The sequence below is a fragment of the Streptomyces avicenniae genome, from assembly GCF_000719135.1.
GTDB lineage: Bacteria > Actinomycetota > Actinomycetes > Streptomycetales > Streptomycetaceae > Streptomyces > Streptomyces avicenniae.
On the sequence record NZ_JOEK01000007.1, the window covers coordinates 1 to 19,074 of the forward strand.

A 19,074-nucleotide genomic window follows, 5' to 3' on the forward strand; every position below is an offset into this window, starting at 1 on the left:
AAATACGCGCGCGGCGAAGCATCCCTCTGGGACGTCGCCTTCGCCGCCCTCGACTGCATCCCCGGCATGAAAGGCCTCACCACCCTCGGCGGACTCGCCCGCGGCATGCGAGGACTTGCCACCACGGGGCTCCGCGGCCTCGCCCAAGGTGCCCGCGGCCTCGCGACCCGGGGCCGCGGCATGCTGACGAACGGCGCCCAGGCGCTCCAGTCCCGCATGCGCGGCATCATCCGCACGACCGGCAGCGACCCCGTGGACATGGCGACCGGCCGCATGTTCCTGCCGCAGACGGACCTGACGCTGCCCGGCACCCTGCCGTTCGCGTTCACCCGGCGCGTGGACTCCGGCTACCGGGCCGGACGCTGGTTCGGCCCCACCTGGTCGTCCACCGTGGACGAACGGCTGGAGACGGACCGCGAGGGCGTCGTCCACCTCGCCGAGGACGGCATGATCCTCGCCTACCCGCACCCCTCGCCGTCCGGTCCCCCCGTCCTGCCGGAGATCGGGCCCCGCCACCCGCTGACCCGCACCCCGGACGGCGGGTACACGCTCACCGACCCCGCCACCGGGCTCGTCCGCCACTTCCCCCCGCCCGACAGGTCCGGCGTCGCGCCGCTGGCGTGCGTCGCCGACCCCAACGGCAACCGAGTCGAGTTCGACCGCGACGCCGACGGCGCGCCCACGGCCATCCGCCACTCGGGCGGCTACCACCTGCTGCTGACCACGGACCAGGGCCGCGTCACCGCCCTCGACCTCCTCCAGGCCGACGGCAGCCGCGTCCCCGTGCGCCGCTACCGGTACGACGACGGGTCGCTGACCGAGGTCCACGGGGCCACCGGCCGCCTGCTGAGCCTGAGTTACGACCACCGCCTGCGCGTCACCTCCTGGACGGACTCCAACGACCGCCGCTACGTCTACGCCTACGACGCCCAGGACCGCTGCGTCTCCGAAGGCGGCGAGGCCGGGCACATCGCCGTCACGCTGGCGTACGACGGCACCGACCCGGCCTGGCCGGGCCACCGCGTCACGACCCTGACCACCGCGCAGGGCGCCGTCACGCGCTTCGTCGTCAACGACGCCTGGCAGGTCGTCGCCGAGACCGACCCGCTCGGCCACACCGTCCGCACGGCGTACGACGCCCACCACCGGATCACCGCCTGGAGCGACGCCCTCGGCCGCACGACCCGGGTCACGCTCGACGCGGCCGGGCGGCCCGTCGAGGTCACCCACCCCGACGGCACGGTCTCCCGCTCGGTGTGGGACGGCGCGACGCGGACGGCCACCGCCCACCTGCCCGCCGGGAGTTGGCTGCGCGCGTTCGACGAGCGCGGCAACTGCGTGGCCGTCACCGACCCGTCGGGCGCCACCACCCGGTACGCGTACGACGCGCGCGGTGGGCTGGCCGCCGTGACCGATCCGCTCGGCGCGACGACGCGCGTCCGGTGCGACGCGGCGGGCCTGCCCGTCGTGATCACCGATCCGCTGGGCCACAGCAGCACGCGGCGCCACGACGCGTTCGGCCGCGTCGAGGAGTACGCCGACGCGCTCGGCGGCACCGTCAGGGCGTGGTGGACGGTGGACGGCAAGCTCGCCCGCAGGCAGGGCGCCGACGGCGCCACCGAGGTCTGGGAGTACGACGGCGAGGGCAACTGCGTCCGCCACACCGACACGGAGGGCCGCGCGTCCGTCCACGAGTACGGCCACTTCGACACCCTCACCGCCAGCACGGGCCCCGACGGCGCCCGCCACACCTTCGCCTACGACGCCTCGCTGCGGCTCACGTCGGTCACCGACCCGCGGGGCCGCTCCTGGGACTACACCTACGACGCGGCGGGCCGCCTCTCGGCGGAGAAGGACTTCGACGGCCGCACCACCTCCTACCGGCGCGACGCCGCCGACCGGCTGCTCGCCCGCACCAACGCGGCGGGTCAGACCGTCACGTTCGCCTACGACGCGCTGGGCCGCCTGGCGCGCAAGACGCTGGACGGCGTGGCCTACACGTTCGAGCACGCCCGCGCGGGCGGGACGGTCCGCGTGACCGGGCCGGGGCTGGCGATGTCCTGGGAGCGCGACGCGCTGGGCCGCGTCACGTCCGAGACGATCGACGGCCGGACGCTGGCGTTCGCGTACGACGCGGCGGGGCACCGCAGGTGGCGCCGTACGCCGTCCGGCGCGGTCAGCACGTACGGCAGGGACGCGGCCGGGCGGACGGTGCGCCTCGACACGGCGGGCCACACCGTGACGTTCGCCCACGACCCGGTCGGCCGCGAGACCGGCCGCGTGGTGGACGGCGCCGTCGCGCTGACCCACGCCTGGGACCGGGCGGGCCGCCCCACGGACCTGACCGTGACGAAGGACAACGATGTACTCCAGCGTCACGGCTGGACGTACGGGCCGGGCGGCGGCCTGGCGGGCCTGCGGGACGCGCTGCGCGGCGACACCCGCCTCACCCACGACGCCGCCGGACGCGTCACCGACGTGCACGGCCGTCACGGCGTCGAGTCGTACGCGTACGACCTGTCGGGGAACCAGACGCACGCCTCCTGGTGGGGCCGCACGCCGGGCGTCGAGGCCCAGGGCGACCGCACCTACCGGGGCACGGGCCTGCGCCGCGCCGGGTCGGTGCACCACGAGTACGACAAGGCGGGCCGCGTCACCCTGCGGCGCAGGACCCGGCTGTCGCGCAAGCCCGACGTGTGGCGCTACGCCTGGGACGCCGAGGACCGCCTCGTCGCGGTGACGACGCCGGACGGCACGGTCTGGCGCTACCTCTACGACCCGTTCGGCCGCCGCACCGCCAAGCAGCGGCTCGCGGCGGACGGGGTGGGCGTCGCCGAGGAGACGGTGTTCACCTGGGACGGCACGACGCTGGTCGAGCAGACCACGAGCGGCGGCGGCCTGCCGTGTCCTGTGAGCCTGACGTGGGAGCACGACGGCCTCGCGCCCCTCACGCAGACCGAACGCCGCGCCGGGGCGGCGGACCAGGCGGACCGTGCCGACCGTGCCGACCGTGCGGACCAGGCGGACATCGACGCCCGGTTCTTCGCCATCGTGACCGACCTCGTCGGCACACCGACAGAACTGGTGGACACGGCGGGCCGGATCGTCTGGCAGGGCCACCGCACCCTGTGGGGCCTGACGGCCTGGCCGCCGGACAGCGCCGCGCACACGCCGCTGCGCTTCCCCGGCCAGTACCACGACGCGGAGAGCGGCCTCCACTACAACTACCACCGCTACTACGACCCGCAGACCGCCCGTTACCTCTCCCAGGACCCCCTGGGGCTCGACCCGGCGCCGAACCCGCGCACCTACGTGCGCAACCCGCTGGAGCAGACCGATCCGCTCGGCCTGGGCCCGTACGTGATTCTGTACCATGGCTCGATGAACTGGCAGGGCACGGAGTTCGCGCTCGACCTGTCCCAGTCCGCGCGGCGGCCCGGCACGCCGGAGGCGGGCGTCTACATGACGGACGACTTCACGCGCGCGGCCACCGGGTACGGGCGCGGCGGACACGTCGTGCGCATCCAGGTTCCCGAGGACTTCGCGGCCTCCATCCGCCAGTTGGGCGGGCCGAACGGCGACCAGCCGGAGTTCTTCGTGAACACGCTGACCGGGGTGCAGCGCGTCAACGCGGGCATCACCGAGATCCTGCCGACGACCCAGGCGATCGGTCGGCACTTCGCCGGTACCTTCTGACCGCCGCACGAGAGAGACCGGCCCGACACCATGACGGACGCCCGCCCGCCCCGCTCGGAGACCTCGCTCGCCCACGGCGTCCTCGGCCCCCTGTGGGCCGTCGTGGACCTCGGGAGCGCGCGCGCCGCCGCGCGTCCCCTCACCGTCACCTCGCCCGCCGCCTTCGCGGACGCGCACCGCGACACGTTGGCGCGCGTGCTCGAACTGGTCGCGCGCATCGGTGACTTCACGCCCGGCACGCTGGCCGTCTTCGACGAGCCTGGGCCGCAGCCCGACCGGGACGCGGCGGAGACCGGGCTCTACCTGCTGCTGTACGCGGGCGCGATCGAGGCGTTCCCGCCGGACATGGCCGACCCGGCCGTCGTGGACCGCCTGCTCGGGATGGGCGGTGACCTCCAGCTGACGGCGTTCCTCGACGCGCTCGTGGGCGCGGCGGGGACGGGTGGCGGGGACGTCGCCGCGACCACGGCGCTCATCGCCGAGGCGGTGCGCGCGGTCGCCGGGCTGCTGGGGCGGGAGGGGGACGCGGCGCTGCGTGACACGTTCCGCATGTGGCGCGTGGCCCACCTGCCGGGGGTGCTGCGGCCCGACTCGCCCGCGCCCGAGGAGGCGCGGGTGTGGACGCGGGCGTACGCCCACGCGCTGGAGGACGTGCTCGGGCGCTCCTGACGGGCCGGGCCTCGCGGTCGGTGGCGCGTGGGGCCGCGGACGCTACCATACGGCCGAGTATGTTCCGGTCGGGAGGCGGCGGCGATGGAGTACGAGGGCTTCACCGAGGAGGACGTCAGGCGGGCCGTCACGGAGGGCGGCGCGGACGACGCCTGGGCGGGCGGGCCCGCCTTCCTGCGGGAGATCGACCCGGAGGAGATGAGCGACACGGCAGTCGTCTACGCGCGCGCCGCCGCCGAGTCGGTCAACTCGATGCAGCTCGCGGAGCGTTCCGACGCGCTGGGCGGCGCGTCCGGCGCGGCCGACGGCATCCCCTTCACGGACGCGGAGCAGCGCCTCGCCGAGACGGCGCGCGCGCTCCAGGGGCGTGGCGCCGAGGGCGTGTACACGGTGGTGGACATGCTGCGCCTGACCATGGCCGACGCGATGGACACCCGGGGCGCCGTCTCCACGCTGCTGCACGGTCCCGACGGTCTGCACGCGACGGTGCGCCGCCATATCGCCGCCGCGGAAAACGAATGGTCGTTCGCCATCTGCCAGGTGGACCTCCCCGACGACGCGGCGGCCACCATCAGGGACAAGCACCTGCGGGCGGCGGTCGGGGACGCCCGTCCCGTCGCCGAGGACGTGACCGACGCCATCCACGCCTACCGCACCCGCATGGTCGGCCGCGCGGGCGAACTCGGCGCACTGGGCTACGACGTGACGGACGGCGCGCTCGACCTGTGGCTCGCGCCTGGCAACGCCGCCTTCGTCGCCCAAGGGGTACGCCTCGAACTGGAGAAGGCGCAGGACAGCCCGGAGGACGTGGACTGGGACTTCATGCTCCGCAACATGGAGCAGCTGCTCGCCGTCGTCCGCCGCGCCGACACCTCGCCGCCGAACGCCGAGCTGACGCCGGAGGACTACGCGTACCTGGACGCGTTCTACGAACACGTCGGCGGCGGCGACGCGTTCGTCAACCTCGGGCGGCTCCTCCAGGAGCGCGACGACCTCGGCCTGTCCCCCGCCGACGACGACCGCCTCAGCGGCATCGCGGCCGGATTCGCGGACGGGATGCTCACCGCCTACGGCCACGACACGGTGTGGATGCCCGACTCGATGGCGCACCTGTTCAAGGTGTACTCGTGGCGCGAGAGCGGTTCCGCCTGGCGCGACTTCGAGAAGTTCGGCGAGGTGCTGGGCTACGCGACGGCCACCCCGTCACGGCGCATGGTCGAGGACCTGGTCTCGTCCGCCGTCGTCGGCATCCGTTCCCAGCACGCCAACACCGGCAGCGACGGCGTGCTGCACGCCGCCCTGCTCAACCGCCCGGTGGCGGCGGAGGAGATCGGCCGCTACGACAACTACTGGGCGGACAAACGCCTCGCCGCCACGCGCTGAGCGCGCCCCCCGGCGGGGCGGGCCCCGCCGGGGAACGTGCACGGACGTACGCCGCCGTCAGTTGTGGGTGCCCCTCCACTCGTAGTGCGCGAGCGGGATGTCGTCGGTGGCCGACGTCATGTCCGAGGTGTAGACGGCCGCGGTGCCCGAAGGGGTCGTCCGCAGCTGCGTGTTGTAGGAGTAGGTGAACAGCACGCCCGACTGGTAGGACCAGTGCTGCCCCTCCCCCTGGTAGTGGTCGCAGACCGTCGTCCAGACGGCGTTACGGGCGGTCCTGCCGTCGGTGCGCAGGCACTGGCCGGTGGCCCTGTTCTTGAGCTGGTGGTAGGCGCCGACGCCCGGGCCGACCCAGTCCCACTGCTGACTCGTGGCGCCGGAGCAGGAGGCGACCCAGACCGAGCTGCTGGAGGAGGCGGTCAGGCACTTGCCGTTGCCCTGGCTCTTGAACGTCCAGTAGGTGGGCGCGGCGTTCGCCGTGGAGAGGGCGCCGGAGCAGACCAGGAGCAGCGCGGCGAACGCGGCGACGAACGCCGGACGCCCGCGGCGGGAAGGAGGTGTCATGCCCCAGGAGAGTGCCGCGCGACACGTAACGGCTGCAAACATGATCATGTCGGGGAGGTGGCCTCCGGGCGAACAGCCCGTCAACGGAAGCCCGTTCGGCTCCGTATGCGGGCAGCCGCCCGCGTGAACGGCCGCGCGCCGGTGTCGCTTGCGAACGGGACGTCACCGGCGCCCCCGGTGCGGACACGGCCGCCCCGCGCTCAGGTCAGGTCGCGGGCCTGTTCGAGCCAGGCGGTGAACAGCGCGGCGTCGATGTCGGCCGGAGTGCGCAGCTTCACGGCCGCCATCTCCCGGGCAGCCGCCTCCAGACGGCCGGAGGGGTCCGTCAGCCGCTGCCCCTGCCAGAAACCGAAGGCGACGTACGCGCCGTACGCCTTCAGGTACGCGACCGGGGGCGTCGCCGGGCCCCACACGGGGTGCCCGTGCCAGACCTTCCCCGCCCCGGGGAGAACCGCGTCGATCAGCGGCACGAGGCGGTCGGTGACGGCCCGCAGTTCCTCCGGCAGGGCGGCGGTGTACTCGGCGACGGTGGTGGGCTTCGGCATGGTGCGATCCGTTCTCGTGGTGGTCGGGCGAAGGCGGGCAGGTCACGCGGGGCGGTAGGTGAGGTGGACGACGCCTGAGCCGAAGGCCGTCGAGCCGGCGAGGGCGAGCGGCAGCCGGTCCCCGTCGGCGTCGAACAGGCGCCGCCCCGCACCGAGGACCACGGGGTGGACGAACAGGTTCAGCTCGTCGAGGAGACCGGCGCGCAGCAGGGCGCGGGTGAGGGTGATGCTGCCCGTGACGGCGATGCCGCCGCCGGGCCCGGCCTTGAGGCGCGTCAGCTCGGCGGTCGCGTCGGGGCGGACGAGCGTCGAGTTGGCCCAGTCCGCCCGCTCCAGCGTGCCGGAGACGACCAGCTTGCGGATGCCGTTGATGCCGTCCGCCATCGGCCCCGACCGCCCCGGCCAGACGGCGGCGAACTCCTCGTACGTCCTGCGGCCGAGCAGCAGCGTGTCGGCGCTCGCCTGCTGCGCACCGACCGCGGCGCCCAGCTCCTCGTCCATATAGGGGAAGTGCCAGGTCTCCGGGGCCTCCACGACGCCGTCGAGCGACATGAACAGTCCGGCGGTGATCTTCCGCATGGTGCGTTCCTCCGTGCTTCGCGTGCGGTTCCTTCTTCCACCCGTACGTCGTCCGGGCGATGTGACAGGGAACGCAGAGGCGCGGCCGGTCGTTGGCGGTACGGCACGAAAGGAAGAACCATGCGGTTCCTGCTGACACACAAGAGCGAACAGGCGCCGGACGAGAGCCTGTTCGCCGAGATGGGCGCGTTCATCGAGGAGCTGACGGCCTCGGGCACGCTGCTCGCCACCGGGGGCATGGAGCCGGGCGGCAGCCTGATCAGCTTCTCCGGCGGCGAACTGACCGTGACGGACGGGCCGTTCACCGAGGCCAAGGAGGCGGCCGGGGGCTTCGCGCTGATCGACGTCCCGTCCAGGGACGCGGCGATCGAGCTGGCGCGCCGCTTCTTCGCACTCATCGGCGAAGGCGAGGGCCGCATACGGCAGGTCCACGGGTGAGCCGGAGCGGTGACCGGCGCCGCTGACGTCCGCCACCGGATCGGGGCCGTCTGGAAGGCGGAGTCGGCGCGCATCGTCGCCGGGCTCGTGGCCTTGGTCCGTGACGTCGGCCTGGCCGAGGAACTGGCGCAGGACGCGCTCGTCGCCGCGCTCGAACAGTGGCCGGTCCAGGGTGTCCCCGACGCCCCGGGAGCCTGGCTGACGGCGGTCGCCAGGCGCCGTGCCGTCGATCGGCTCAGGCGCGGGGAACGGGCGGAGCGCGCGCACGAGGAGGCGGGCCGCACCCCCGGGGCGGCGCCCGAGGCCGAGGGCGACGTGCTGCGGCTGATGTTCCTCACCTGCCATCCGGCGCTCCCGGCCGGGGAACGGACGGCGCTGACGCTGCGGCTGGTCGGCGGGCTGAGCACGGGGGAGATCGCCCGCGCGTACCTGCTGCCCGAGCGGACCGTCGCCCGCCGCCTGGCGCGGGCCCGCCGCACCCTGGCCGCGCAGGGCCGCGCGCTCACGGCGGAGCCGGACGGTCCCGCCGGGCGGCTCGCGTCCGTCCTCGACGTGCTGTACCTCGTGTTCAACGAGGGCTATGCCGCGACAGCGGGCGACGCCCTGATACGCCAGGACCTCGTGCAAGAGGCGCTGCGCCTCGGACGGCTGCTCGCCGGGGCCGCGCCCGACGAGCCGGAGGCGCACGGGCTGCTGGCCCTGATGGAGGTCCAGGCGTCGCGGTCGGCCGCCCGTACGGCGCCGGACGGCACGCCCGTGCCGCTGCACGAGCAGGACCGCGGCCTGTGGGACCGCGCGCACATCCGCCGCGGCTTCGCCGCCATGCTGCGGGCGCGGGAGAGCGGCGGGCCGCCGGGCCCGTACGTCCTCCAGGCCGCCATCGCGATCAGCCACGCGCGGGCGCCGACCGCCGCCGCCACGGACTGGCCGGGCATCGCGGCGCTCTACGGCGCGCTCGAACGGCTCCTGCCGACGCCCGTCGTGCGGCTCAACCGCGCCGTGGCGGTCGGCCGGGCGCAGGGTCCTGACGCGGGGCTCGCCCTGGTGGACGGCCTGTCGGCCGACCCGGTGCTGCGCGACTACCACCTGCTGCCCGGCGTGCGCGGCGACCTGCTGGCCCTGGCCGGGCGGCATGCCGAGGCGCGGCCCGAGTTCGAGCGCGCCGCGCGGCTGACGCGCAACGAGGCGGAGCGCGCGTTCCTCCTGCGACGGGCCGCCAGGGGCGGCCCCGCACCGGCCGCGGGGCGCACGCTGGGCGCCGCCACGGACGCCTACCTGGCACAGGCAGGTCTGCGCGCAGGAACGGCGCGGTCGTACGGGCAGACGCTGCGGCGGCTGCGCCTCGACCTGGGCGAGGACAGGCCGCTGACGGCGATGACGGAGGCCCTGGTGGCGCGCCGCTTCGCGGTGGCCTGGGCCGACGTGGCGCCCCGCACGTGGAACCGGCACCGGGCCGCCGTCCGCTCGTTCGCCGCCTGGGCGGGCGCGGCGGAGCTGGCCGCCGGGATACCGCGCCGCCACGACGACCGCGTCCGTCTCCCGCCGCTCGCGCCCCGGCGGCTCGACGCCCTGACGGACCGGCCGGAGGTGGCGCTGCGCGAACGCACGTTGTGGCGGCTGCTCGCCGAGTCGGGCGCGGCGGCCAGGGCGGCGCTCGCGCTGGACGTCGAGTCGCTGGCGCCCGGCCTGCGCGGCGGCACGGCGACCACCGGCGCCGGTCCCGTCGCCCTGCGCTGGGGCGAGGGGACCGCCGCGCTGCTGGCGCGGCTCGTCGCGGACCGGACGCGCGGGCCCGTGTTCCTGGCCGACCGCAGGCCCGTCCCCGCCCGGATGCCGCGCCCCGCCGACCTGTGCCCTGAGACGGGGCGCGGACGGCTGTCGTACGAACGGGCCGCGTACCTGTGCAAGCGCGCCACCGGCGGGACGCTGCACCAGATCAGCGCGTCCGGCCGCCGCCGCGCTCGAAATCCGGCCTGAAATGTCTCTAGGCTGCGCGGGCGTCGCGCACGCGGCGCCATGGATGGGGGAGGAAGACATGCAGGCCGAGATGACACTGCGCGCCGTCGATCTGGGCGACGGGACCGACGGACGCTGGACCGGCGAGGCCGCCGCATCGCTGCCCGGCGCCCGGCAGGTGATCGAACGGTGGGTCCCCGAGCCCTCCCGGGTCACGGACGACGAGGGCGCCGCCGCCGTCCGCGCCGCGCTGGCCCGGCACATGCCCGAGCTGCCGCCGCTCCTCGACCGCCTCACCTCGCCGCTGGACCACGAGGCGGCGATGGCGCTGTGGACGACGTCAGGCGAGTTCCCGGCCACGGCGGGCTGCACGGTACGGACCGTCCGCGGCGCGCTGCTGCGCAACTACGACTGGGCCCTCGACGCGTCGGACCGCGCGATCGTCCGCTCCGCCTTCCTCCGCCCCGTGATCGGGCTGCGCGAGGGGGTGCTCGGGCTGCTCGACGGGATGAACGACGCCGGGCTGGCCGTCGCGCTGACCTGGGGCGGACGCGACGTGCGCGGCCCCGGCTTCGGCATACCGCTGGTCCAGCGCTACCTGCTGGAGACGTGCGCGACGGTGGACCAGGCGGTGGCCGTCCTGCGCCGCGTGCCGGTCTGCACGGTGCAGAACGTGGTCCTGGTCGATCGGGAACGGACGGCCGTCGTCCACGTCGGCCCGGACATCGAGCCCGTCGTCGGCACGGAGGCCGACGCCCGCACCGGCGCCTGCGCCGCCAACCACCAGCTCCTGCCCGTCTCCGACGAGCAGGAGCGCGCCACCCGCACCGGGCAGCGGCTGCGCGCCGTCGCCGCCGCCGGGGACGAGCCGGACACCGTCGTCGCCGCGCTGCTGCGCCCGCCGCTGTACGGGGGCGACTTCACGGGCGGCTGGGGCACCCTCTACACGGCCGCCTACCGCCCGGCCGAGGGCCGCGTCACGTACCACTGGCCCACCGAGAGCTGGGCCCAGTCGTTCGCCGCCTTCGCCCCCGGCACCCGCCGCCTCACGCTGGGCACGGACGAGGCGCCCCGGGCGGCGGGGTAGTCTGGGAGGGTTGCTCGGCGAGGGAAGGGCCCCGGTGGCCCGACCGTTATCGACGCGCGCTCCTTGTAGCAGGTCCGTGCCGGGCCGGGTGACCGATGACCCCCAGGACCGAAGGTCCCGTCACAAGGAGTGCACACATGGCTGACGTCAAGCTCGCCGCCGAGACCCGTACCGAGTTCGGCAAGGGTGCGGCGCGACGCGTCCGCGCGTCCGGCCGCGTCCCCGCCGTCATCTACGGCCACGGCTCCGACCCGGTGCACGTCACGCTCCCGGGCCACGAGCTGATGCTCGCCCTGAAGACCTCGAACGTCCTCATCACCCTGGACATCGAGGGCCGCGAGGAGCTGGTGATCCCCAAGGCCGTGCAGCGCGAGGCGATCCGCGGCTTCCTCGTCCACCTCGACCTGCTGGTCGTGAAGCGCGGCGAGAAGGTCACCGTCGAGATCCCGATCCTGACCGAGGGCGAGCTGGCCCCGGGCGGCGGCCTGCTGGAGCACGTGCTGAACGCGCTGCCGGTCGAGGCCGAGGCCACCAACATCCCCGAGTCCGTGACGGTCTCGGTCGCGGGCCTTGAGCCCGGCGCGTCCATCCTGGCCAAGGACGTCGCGCTGCCGAAGGGCACCACCCTCGCCGTGGACGGCGACGACGTCGTCATCCAGGTGCTCCAGGCGCAGGCCGAGGAGCCCGCCGCCGAGACCGCCGAGGCGCCCGCGGAAGGTGCCGAGGAGGCCGCGAACGCCTGACGCGCCCCCGCGTCGCAGCTCCACCCGTGACGGGCCGCCGATCCCCCTCGGCGGCCCGTCCGCGCGTCAGGGCCGGGGCCGGGCGCCCACCGGCGCCTGAGAGAATGCGCGGTGTGAACGACGAACCCTGGCTCATCGCCGGGCTCGGCAACCCCGGGCCGCAGTACGCCGCCAACCGGCACAACGTCGGCTTCATGGTCGTGGACCTGCTCGCCGAGCGGATCGGCGGCTCGTTCAAGGCGCACAAGTCGCGCGCCAGCGTGCTGGAGGGACGGCTCGGCGCGCCGGGCACGGGCGCGCCGCGCGTGGTGCTGGCGAAGCCGCAGACGTTCATGAACCTGTCGGGCGGCCCCGTGACGTCCCTCGGCGGTTTCTACCGCGTGCCGCCCGAGCGGCTGGTGGTCGTGCACGACGAACTCGACATCGGGTACGGCGTGCTGCGGCTGAAGCGCGGCGGCGGCGACAACGGGCACAACGGTCTCAAGTCCCTGACCGCCTCGCTCGGCCCCGACTACTTCCGGGTGCGGTTCGGCGTGGGCAGGCCGCCGGGGCGGATGGACGTCGCGGCCTTCGTGCTGAAGGACTTCTCCTCCGTGGAGCGCAAGGAGCTGGACTACTTCGTGGACCGCGCGGCCGACGCCGTCGAGGCGCTGGTCACGCAGGGGCTCGAACGGGCCCAGGGCACGTACAACGGCTGACGCGGGACGGGCGCCGCGTCGCCGGTGACCGTTCGGGCGCCGGGGCTTGACCGCGCGTACGGCCGTGGCCAAGGATCTCGGTCATGGCTGAAACACGCCGCGGCGCCGCCCGCCGGACGGGCGACAGCGCCTTCGGCGCCCTGCTGCTCGCGCGCAACCTGCTGCTCCTTCTCGTCGCGGCCCTGCTGGTCGCCGGTGGCGTCCGCGAGTCGTGGGACCTGGCGCCGCACGCGATGTTCCCGGGCGATCGCGAGCAGGGCGACATGCTGCTCACCGCCTGCGACCGCGACGCGTGCACCGGCACCTTCTCGCCCGGCGGCAGGACCGTCGTGCTGGAGCAGACCGTCGGGCGCGAGGCGGGCGAGACGCTGCCCGTCGTGCTGAAGCCGGACAGCACCCTGGCGGTGCGGTCGGACGCGGCGGGCATCCTGCTGGCCTGGCTGCCGCTGACCGGCGCCCTGCTGCTGGCCGCCATCGTCGTCGGGGGCGGCCTGCGCTGGGCGCGGACGGCGTGGTCGCTGGCCCTGCTGTCGCTGACGGCCCTCGGCGTCACGTTCGCGCTGGGGATGTGACGGCGGACGGCGCGGCGGCGCGGGGGCGGCGGATCACCATGACCATGACGGTGGCCAGCGCGCACAGCACCCCGGCCGACGTCCACGCCAGGTCGTAGGAGCCGGTGGTGTCCCGGATCGCCCCGGCGGCGAACGCGACGGCCGCCGCGCCGATCTGGTGGGAGGCCAGCACCCACCCGAAGACGACGCCGCCGTCCGCGCCGAAGTGCTCCCGGCACAGCGCGATGGTGGGCGGGACGGTCGCGACCCAGTCGAGGCCGTAGAAGACGATGAAGAACAGCATCGGCGGGTGCACGCTGTCGCTCAGCAGCAGCGGCAGGAGCAGCAGCGAGACGCCGCGCAGGCCGTAGTAGACGGCGAGCAGGCGCCGTGAGTCGTAGCGGTCGGTGAGCCAGCCGGAGAAGACGGTGCCCACCAGGTCGAAGACGCCGATGACGGCCAGCAGGGACGCGGCGACCGTGACGTCCATGCCGTGGTCGTGCGCACCTGGCACGAAGTGGGTGCCGATCAGGCCGTTGGTGGAGGCGCCGCAGATCGCGAACGTTCCGGCGAGCAGCCAGAAGACGCCGCTGCGCGAGGCGGTGGCGAGGGCGCCGAGCGCGCGCCGGGCGGCGCCGGGGGGCGGGGCGGGCGGCGGGACGTGGTCGGGGCCCGCGCCGTAGGGCAGGGTGCCCAGGTCCTCGGGCCGGTCGCGCATCCGCCACAGGACGAGGGGGACGACGGCCAGCGCGGCGAGGGAGACGGTGAGGGAGGCGGCGCGCCAGCCGGGGCCGTCCGCGAGGACGGCGACGACCGGCAGGAAGACGAGGTTGCCCGCCGCGCCGCCCGCCGTGAGGATGCCGGTCACCAGGCCGCGCCGGGCCACGAACCAGCGGTTCGCGATGGTCCCGGCGAAGGCCAGCGCCATCGAGCCCGCGCCGAGGCCGACGAACACGCCCCAGAACAGGATCAGTTGCCACTGGCTCGTCATGAACACCGTGAGGCCGCTGCCGGTCGAGATGAGGAGGAGGGCGCCGGTGACGACGACGCGGATGCCGTAGCGCTCCATGAGCGCGGTGGCGAACGGCGCGGTGAGGCCGTAGAGGACGAGGTTCACGGAGACGGCGAACGAGATGCTGCCGCGCGACCAGCCGAACTCGTCGTGCAGCGGGTCGATCAGCACGCCGGGCGCCGCGCGGAAGCCCGCCGCGCCGATGAGCACCAGGAACGCGACGGCGGCCACCCACCAGGCGGGGTGGACGCGGGGCGGCCGTCGCGCGGCGGGCGGCGCGGAGACGTTCGTCGATGTGGTCACCCGACGATCGTCCCGGGGCGGCCCGGGGCGCAACGAGTGGCCCGGAGGCCATCATGTGCAAGGATCGGGCCATGCCCCGGCCGCGCGACCTTAAAGAAAACGAACCTTCGTTCTCCCACCGGGACCGGCACCGCGTCGCCGTCCTCGTCCGCGACCGGATGCTGCCCATCGAACTCGGCATCGTCCACCGCATCCTGGGCCGGGCCGCCGGTCCCTCTGGCGAGCCGCTGTACGAGGTGCTGACGTGCGCGCTCGTCCCCGGCGAGGTGCGCACCGACACCGACGTCACCGTCAACGTCGCGCACGGCCCCGCGCTGCTCGCCGAGGCGGACACCGTGATCCTCCCGGCGGCCCACGGCGTGGACGAGGAGCTGGCGCCCGGCGCGCTCCCCGCGCCGCTCGCCGCCGCGCTCGCCCACATCAGGCCGGGAACCCGGATCGCCTCCATCTGCACCGGCGCCTTCGTCCTCGCCGCCGCCGGGCTGCTCGACGGCCTGCGCGCCACGACGCACTGGAGCCTGTGCGACCACCTCGCCACGCTCCACCCGGCCGTCCACGTCGCACCCGACATCCTCTACACCGACGAGACGACCGCCACCGGCCGCGTCCTCACGTCGGCGGGCGTCGCCTCCGGCATCGACCTGTGCCTCCACCTGGTCCGCTCCGACTTCGGCGCCTCGGCGGCCAACCGGGTCGCGCGCCGCACCGTCGTCCCCCCGCACCGCGAGGGCGGCCAGGCCCAGTACGTCGAACTCCCCTTCCCCCGCCCCGGCACCCACGCGACCGGCCGGGCCCGCGCGTGGGCGCTCGACCGGCTCGACCGCCCCCTGACCCTGCGCGAGCTGGCGGGCCTTGAGGGCATGAGCGTGCGGACGTTCACGCGGCGGTTCCGCGAGGAGACCGGCCTGTCCCCGCAGCGCTGGCTGACCCTGCGGCGCCTCGAACGGGCCAGGCGGCTGCTGGAGGAGACCGACCTGCCCGTGGACCGCGTCGCCGAACGCGCGGGCTTCGGCACCGCCGCCTCCCTGCGGCAGCACATGGCGAGCGCCCTGGGCGTCTCCCCCAGCGCCTACCGCCGCACCTTCCGCGGCATCGACACCGCGGTCGGCTGAGCCCGGCCGGGCCGCCGACCCGCCCGCCTGCCCGCCGCCGGAATGCGCGTGCCCCCACCCCGTGATGTGCTGGTCACGTGCCGCCTTCCTCGCTCTCCTACGCCGTCCACACCGCGGGCGGACCCGGTCTCAACAAGGCGTCGGTGCTGGTCATGGGCGAACGCGAAGCGCTCCTCGTGGACGGCCAGTTCACCGTCGCGGAACAGCACCGGGTCGTCGCCGCCGTGCTGGACAGCGGCAAGCAGCTGACCACCGTCTTCGTCAGCGCCCCCGACCCCGACTGCTACTTCGGCCTGGAGGTCGTCCGCGCCGCCTTCCCCCGCGCGCGCGTCGTCGCCCTGCCGGGGACGGTCGAGCGCATCGCCGCCAGCTGGGCGGAGAAACGGGAGACCTGGCGCAACCTCGGCCCCAACCTGGCCGAGGAGATCGTCGTCCCCGAGGTCATGTCCGGCACGACGCTCGACCTGGAGGGCCGGACGTTCGAGGTGCGCGGCGGCGACCCGGCCGACCCCGCGCTCGCCGCCAGGACGCAGTACCTGTGGCAGCCGGAGGACCGCGCGCTGCTCGGCGGCGTGCTGGTCTTCGCCGGTCTGCACGTCTGGACGGCCGACACCCGCTCCCCCGCAGAACGGGCCGCCTGGGACCGCGCGCTCGCCGACGCGCAGGAACTCCAGCCGGGCTACGTCGTCCCCGGCCACCGCACGGCGGACACCGCGACCGACGCCTCCGCGCTCACGTTCACCCGCGCCTACCTCGCCGCCTTCGACGAGGAGCTGGCGCGGGCGGACGGCGCCGCCGCGCTCGTGGACGCGATGCGGCGGCGCTTCCCCGGCCTCGACGGCATGCTCAGCCTCGACCTCGGCGCCAAGGTGGCGACGGGCGAGATGAGCTGGCGCTGAGGCCGGGCGGGACCGGACGGGCCCGCGGCCTCAGCCGGTGTTGCGCAGCCCCGCCGCGACGCCGTTGACGGTCAGCAGCAGCGCCCGGGAGAGCAGCTGGTCCGGCTCCTCGCCGCGCGCGACCGCCTCCCGCTGCCGGTGCAGCAGCGTCACCTGGAGGTACGAGATCGGGTCGAGGTAGGCGTCACGGGTGTGCAGCGTGCGCTGGAGCGCGGGATCGGCGTCCAGCAGCGCCCGCTCGCCGGTGATGTGCAGCACCTCGGCGACCGTGCGCTCGTGCTCGGCCCTGATCACGTCGAAGACGTGCTTCAGCTCGTCGGGGACGAGGGTGTCCACGTAGTGCTGGGCGATGCGCAGGTCCGTCTTGGCGAGGGTCATCTCGACGTTCGACAGGAAGTTCCGGAAGAAGTGCCACCGCCCGTACGCCTCACCGAGGACGTCTTCGAGCCCCGCCTCCCTGGCCGCCGCCAGGCCGGTGCCGACGCCGAACCAGCCGGGCACGATCTGCCGCGACTGCGTCCAGCCGAAGACCCACGGGATCGCCCGCAGCCCGTCGAGCCCCGCGCCCGTGTCGGGGCGGCGCGACGGCCGGGAGCCGAGGTGCAGCTCGGCGAGCTGGTCCACCGGCGTGGAGGCGAAGAAGTACGCGGGCAGGTCGGGGTCCTCGACCAGCCGTCGGTACGCGCCGTGCGCCGCGTCGGAGACGGTGTCCATCGCCGCGTCCCAGCGCGTCAGGTCCTCGCTGGACTGGCGCGGCGCGGTGTGCAGCGCGGACGCCTGGAGCGTCGCGCCGACCGTCAGCTCCAGGTTCTCGCGCGCGAGCGCGGGGACCAGGTACTTGTCGGAGATGACCTCGCCCTGCTCGGTCACCTTGATCTCGCCCTCAAGCGTGCCCCAGGGCTGGGCGAGGATCGCGTCGTGCGTCGGGCCGCCGCCCCGGCCGACGGTGCCGCCGCGGCCGTGGAACAGCCGCAGCCGCACGCCGTGCCGGTGCGCCACGTCCCGCAGGCGGCGCTGCGCGCGGTGGATCTCCCACTGCGAGGTGGTGATGCCGCCGAACTTGGAGGAGTCCGAGTAGCCGAGCATGACCTCCTGCACGTCGTCGCGCAGCGAGACGAGGCGGCGGTAGGAGGGGTCGGACAGCATCGCGTCGAGGAGTTCGTCGGCGATCTTCAGCTCGTCGGTGGTCTCCAGGAGCGGCACGATGCCGATGCGCGCCCAGCCCGCGTGCAGGTCCACGAGCCCGGCCTCGCGCGCCAGGACGGCGGCGGCGAACACGTCGTCCGCGCCCTGGCACATGGAGATGATGTACGACTCGACGATCTCGGGGCCGAAGGTGTCCAGCGCCCTGCGGACCGTCTCGAAGACGCCGAGCGTCTTGGCCCCTGCCGCGTCCAGCGGCGCGGGGGTCGGCGCCAGCGGGCGGCGGGAGCGCAGCTCGCGGGCCAGCAGCTTGGTGCGGTAGTCGCGCGGCATGTCGGCGTACCGCCAGGACTCCTCGCCCAGCCGGTCGAAGAGCTGCCCGAGGGCGTGGTGGTGCGCGTCGGCGTGCTCGCGCACGTCCATGGTGGCCAGTTGGAGGCCGAACGCGGCCAGCGTCCGCATCACGCGCTCGACCCGGCCGTCGGCGATGAGCCCGCCCCGGTGCTCGCGCAGCGACGTCTGGACGATCGCGAGGTCGGCCAGCAGCTCGCCGGTGCCCAGGTAGTCGCGGCCCTCGGTGTGCGGGGTGCCGTCGGCCAGGCGGGTCCTGGTGTTCTGGAGCTTCTGGCGGATGCAGGTGACCTTGAGCCGGTAGGGCTCCTCGGCGTTCAGCCGCTTGTAGCGCGGCGTGATCTCCGGCAGGCGCTCCAGGTCGGCGGCGAGCGAGTCCAGCAGCTCCTGGCTCGCGCCGGAGTTGCGGATGGAGTTGGACAGGGCGCTGCGGAGCTGGTCGATGTGGTGCAGGGCGCCGTTGATGCCGTGCTCGTGCTGGAGGAGGAGGACGTCCCAGGTGACGGTGGGCGTGACGTTCGGGTTGCCGTCGCGGTCGCCGCCGATCCAGGTGCCGAAGGTCAGCGGCCTGCTGCCCGCGGGCAGGGGGGCACCGGCGCGCTCCAGCTCGATCGTCAGGTCCTCCAGCACGTCGCCGACCGCGTCGGCCTGGAGCTCGTCCAGGTAGTAGACGGCGTTGCGGGCCTCGTCGGCGGGCTCGGGGCGGACGACGCGCAGCTCGTCCGTCTGCCAGATGAGGTCGATGTACTCCGCGAGGCGCAGGTCGGTGGAGCGGGCCTCCGACGCGGGGCGGTCGAGGAGTTCCGCGATCTTGCGGAGCTTGGTGAGGACGGAGCGGCGGGCGGCCTCGGTGGGGTGCGCGGTGAAGACGGGGCGTACGCCGAGGTTGGCGACCGTCTGGCGCAGATGGGCCGGGTCGGCGTCCTTCAGCATGTCGGCGGTGCGGGACAGCACGCCGCCCTCGGCCGCGCGGCGTTCGCGCACCTCGCGCCCGCGGTGGACCTGCTCGGTGACGTTGGCGAGGTGGAAGTAGGTCGCGAAGGCGCGGACCAGCTTGGCCGCGGTGGCGAGGTCGGTGTCGCCCAGCAGCGTGGCCGCCGCCTCGCCGTCGGTGCGGGTCAGGAGCCGGACGCGTTCGACGAGGTCGAGCAGCTCGGGACCGTCCTGCCTGACCAGGGTCTCGCCGAGAAGATCGCCCAGACGGCGGATGTCGGCGCGCAGCGCGGTACCGCTTTCCGGGGCGCCCTTCGTGTCCTGGATGTCCGTCGCGCCCAGGGGTTCCGGCGCTCTCTTGCTGTCTGGACTGCTCACGGGTGCGGCTCCTCGCAGCTCATTCTCTTGGCAGGTC

General features: G+C 74.6%; 16 protein-coding genes. 11 read left to right on the forward strand and 5 right to left on the reverse strand.

Annotated elements, in window-relative coordinates; genetic code table 11:
- The 3 genes from IF27_RS12545 to IF27_RS12555 form a co-directional block, all read left to right on the forward strand.
- Positions 1 to 3,696, forward strand: a 3,696-nt coding sequence (locus tag IF27_RS12545; protein WP_052849597.1) for a DUF6531 domain-containing protein, incomplete at its 5' end; no start/stop codon positions are given.
- Positions 3,697 to 3,726: 30 nt separating this feature from the next.
- Positions 3,727 to 4,365 carry a hypothetical protein gene (locus IF27_RS12550; protein WP_052849598.1) on the forward strand — a complete coding sequence of 213 codons (639 nt, stop codon included), beginning with the start codon at positions 3,727 to 3,729 and terminating at the stop codon, positions 4,363 to 4,365.
- Between the two features lie 84 nt (positions 4,366 to 4,449).
- The gene (locus IF27_RS12555; RefSeq protein ID WP_052849599.1) at positions 4,450 to 5,748 is read left to right on the forward strand and encodes a hypothetical protein; all 1,299 of its coding nucleotides are present in this window, start codon (positions 4,450 to 4,452) and stop codon (positions 5,746 to 5,748) included.
- A 57-nt stretch (positions 5,749 to 5,805) separates the two neighbouring features.
- Here the strand turns inward: IF27_RS12555 and IF27_RS12560 are convergent, their stop codons facing one another.
- The 3 genes from IF27_RS12560 to IF27_RS12570 all read right to left on the reverse strand — a co-directional run bounded on the left by IF27_RS12560 (position 5,806) and on the right by IF27_RS12570 (position 7,433).
- Positions 5,806 to 6,309, reverse strand: coding sequence for an RICIN domain-containing protein (locus IF27_RS12560; protein WP_052849600.1), 504 nt, complete (start codon positions 6,307 to 6,309; stop codon positions 5,806 to 5,808).
- A 200-nt stretch (positions 6,310 to 6,509) separates the two neighbouring features.
- Positions 6,510 to 6,854, reverse strand: coding sequence for a DUF1801 domain-containing protein (locus tag IF27_RS12565; RefSeq protein ID WP_052849601.1), 345 nt, complete (start codon positions 6,852 to 6,854; stop codon positions 6,510 to 6,512).
- Between the two features lie 42 nt (positions 6,855 to 6,896).
- Positions 6,897 to 7,433, reverse strand: coding sequence for a dihydrofolate reductase family protein (locus IF27_RS12570; RefSeq protein WP_052849602.1), 537 nt, complete (start codon positions 7,431 to 7,433; stop codon positions 6,897 to 6,899).
- 120 nt (positions 7,434 to 7,553) lie between these two features.
- On the opposite strand from IF27_RS12570, the gene IF27_RS12575 reads away from it, so the two are divergent.
- The 6 genes from IF27_RS12575 to IF27_RS31010 all read left to right on the forward strand — a co-directional run bounded on the left by IF27_RS12575 (position 7,554) and on the right by IF27_RS31010 (position 12,927).
- Positions 7,554 to 7,871: a YciI family protein gene (locus IF27_RS12575; protein WP_052849603.1), complete on the forward strand. Its 318-nt coding sequence runs from the start codon at positions 7,554 to 7,556 to the stop codon at positions 7,869 to 7,871.
- 9 nt (positions 7,872 to 7,880) lie between these two features.
- Positions 7,881 to 9,848: a DUF6596 domain-containing protein gene (locus IF27_RS12580; protein WP_052849604.1), complete on the forward strand. Its 1,968-nt coding sequence runs from the start codon at positions 7,881 to 7,883 to the stop codon at positions 9,846 to 9,848.
- Positions 9,849 to 9,906: 58 nt separating this feature from the next.
- Complete coding sequence (locus IF27_RS12585; RefSeq protein ID WP_052849605.1) at positions 9,907 to 10,914, forward strand: C45 family peptidase; 1,008 nt, start codon at positions 9,907 to 9,909, stop codon at positions 10,912 to 10,914.
- Between the two features lie 137 nt (positions 10,915 to 11,051).
- Complete coding sequence (locus IF27_RS12590) at positions 11,052 to 11,657, forward strand: 50S ribosomal protein L25/general stress protein Ctc (RefSeq protein WP_052849606.1); 606 nt, start codon at positions 11,052 to 11,054, stop codon at positions 11,655 to 11,657.
- Between the two features lie 104 nt (positions 11,658 to 11,761).
- A complete protein-coding gene (pth, locus tag IF27_RS12595; RefSeq protein WP_110945817.1) occupies positions 11,762 to 12,355 on the forward strand; it encodes an aminoacyl-tRNA hydrolase in 594 nt (197 codons plus the stop codon).
- 83 nt (positions 12,356 to 12,438) lie between these two features.
- On the forward strand, positions 12,439 to 12,927 hold the full coding sequence (locus IF27_RS31010; protein WP_052849607.1) for a hypothetical protein: 489 nt from the start codon (positions 12,439 to 12,441) through the stop codon (positions 12,925 to 12,927).
- Here IF27_RS31010 and IF27_RS12605 read toward each other — a convergent pair.
- Complete coding sequence (locus tag IF27_RS12605; RefSeq protein ID WP_052849608.1) at positions 12,905 to 14,221, reverse strand: MFS transporter; 1,317 nt, start codon at positions 14,219 to 14,221, stop codon at positions 12,905 to 12,907. The two genes, IF27_RS31010 and IF27_RS12605, sit on opposite strands and share 23 nt — an antisense overlap.
- Before the next feature lie 71 nt (positions 14,222 to 14,292).
- Here IF27_RS12605 and IF27_RS12610 point away from each other — a divergent pair, with 71 nt between their 5' ends.
- Positions 14,293 to 15,333 (forward strand): GlxA family transcriptional regulator, encoded by a 1,041-nt coding sequence (locus tag IF27_RS12610; protein WP_052849609.1) that lies wholly within the window; start codon positions 14,293 to 14,295, stop codon positions 15,331 to 15,333.
- Between the two features lie 77 nt (positions 15,334 to 15,410).
- On the forward strand, positions 15,411 to 16,232 hold the full coding sequence (locus IF27_RS12615) for an MBL fold metallo-hydrolase (protein WP_052849610.1): 822 nt from the start codon (positions 15,411 to 15,413) through the stop codon (positions 16,230 to 16,232).
- A gap of 30 nt (positions 16,233 to 16,262) precedes the next feature.
- Here IF27_RS12615 and ppc read toward each other — a convergent pair whose 3' ends face one another.
- The gene (gene ppc, locus IF27_RS12620; RefSeq protein ID WP_052849611.1) at positions 16,263 to 19,037 is read right to left on the reverse strand and encodes a phosphoenolpyruvate carboxylase; all 2,775 of its coding nucleotides are present in this window, start codon (positions 19,035 to 19,037) and stop codon (positions 16,263 to 16,265) included.
- Positions 19,038 to 19,074: the final 37 nt, after the last annotated feature.

Excerpts from the sequence above, each read along its gene's own strand:
- IF27_RS12550 (WP_052849598.1), top strand. The coding sequence starts at position 3,727 with ATGACGGACGCCCGCCCGCCCCGCTCGGAGACCTCGCTCGCCCACGGC.
- IF27_RS12555 (WP_052849599.1), top strand. The coding sequence starts at position 4,450 with ATGGAGTACGAGGGCTTCACCGAGGAGGACGTCAGGCGGGCCGTCACG.
- IF27_RS12560 (WP_052849600.1), bottom strand. The coding sequence starts at position 6,309 with ATGACACCTCCTTCCCGCCGCGGGCGTCCGGCGTTCGTCGCCGCGTTC.
- IF27_RS12565 (WP_052849601.1), bottom strand. The coding sequence starts at position 6,854 with ATGCCGAAGCCCACCACCGTCGCCGAGTACACCGCCGCCCTGCCGGAG.
- IF27_RS12570 (WP_052849602.1), bottom strand. The coding sequence starts at position 7,433 with ATGCGGAAGATCACCGCCGGACTGTTCATGTCGCTCGACGGCGTCGTG.
- IF27_RS12575 (WP_052849603.1), top strand. The coding sequence starts at position 7,554 with ATGCGGTTCCTGCTGACACACAAGAGCGAACAGGCGCCGGACGAGAGC.
- IF27_RS12585 (WP_052849605.1), top strand. The coding sequence starts at position 9,907 with ATGCAGGCCGAGATGACACTGCGCGCCGTCGATCTGGGCGACGGGACC.
- IF27_RS12590 (WP_052849606.1), top strand. The coding sequence starts at position 11,052 with ATGGCTGACGTCAAGCTCGCCGCCGAGACCCGTACCGAGTTCGGCAAG.
- pth (WP_110945817.1), top strand. The coding sequence starts at position 11,762 with ATGCGCGGTGTGAACGACGAACCCTGGCTCATCGCCGGGCTCGGCAAC.
- IF27_RS31010 (WP_052849607.1), top strand. The coding sequence starts at position 12,439 with ATGGCTGAAACACGCCGCGGCGCCGCCCGCCGGACGGGCGACAGCGCC.
- IF27_RS12610 (WP_052849609.1), top strand. The coding sequence starts at position 14,293 with ATGCCCCGGCCGCGCGACCTTAAAGAAAACGAACCTTCGTTCTCCCAC.